1 protein-coding gene is annotated in these 573 nt (G+C 56.5%); it reads left to right on the top strand.

Going from position 1 to position 573, the window contains the following annotated elements; genetic code table 11:
- Positions 1-545: integrase core domain-containing protein (locus ACNQQL_RS36050; RefSeq protein ID WP_347069711.1), on the top strand; the 545-nt coding region annotated here is incomplete at its 5' end.
- Positions 546-573: the final 28 nt, after the last annotated feature.

Here is a 573-nt window from a genome sequence, read left to right as displayed (position 1 = left end):
TGGCGAAGATCGTGCCGGCAAAACCAAATGACGCTTGGAGTATGGATTTTGTGGCCGACCAGTTGGCTGATGGCTCGAAATTTCGCACCTTGACGATTGTGGATGTCTTCACGAAGGAAGCGTTGGCCATCGAAGTCGGGCAACGCTTGAAAGGCGAACACGTGGTGTCTGCACTGAATCGAATCGCAGCTCGGCGCGGTGCTCCGCGGCATCTGTTTGTCGACAACGGCAGCGAATTTTCCGGGCGCCCGCTCGACATGTGGGCGTATCACTACCGCGCAAAAATCGACTTCAGCAGGCCCGGCAAGCCGACGGACAATTGCCACATTGAGACGTTTAACGGATCATTCCGTGACGAGTGCTTGAACCTACATTGGTTCGAAACACTGGGCGAAGCCAAAGCGATCGTCGAGGCATGGCGCCGGGATTACAACGAGAGCCGTCCTCACTCGGCTCTCAAAGAATTGGCGCCAGCCGAATTCGCTCGTCAGCTGGCGCCTTCATCGGGTTCTGCAGTGCCCGAAACGCCGGAAAACTCGCTCTAGATTTGGCCCGGAAACCCCAAGCAGATCA

Origin of the sequence: Burkholderia sp. LFS061 (assembly GCF_047978125.1) — a bacterium.
In the GTDB taxonomy this organism is placed as follows: Bacteria; Pseudomonadota; Gammaproteobacteria; order Burkholderiales; family Burkholderiaceae; genus Burkholderia; species Burkholderia pyrrocinia_C.
Note: the sequence above shows the minus strand (reverse complement) of the source record. Positions and strands in the feature narration are given on the sequence as shown.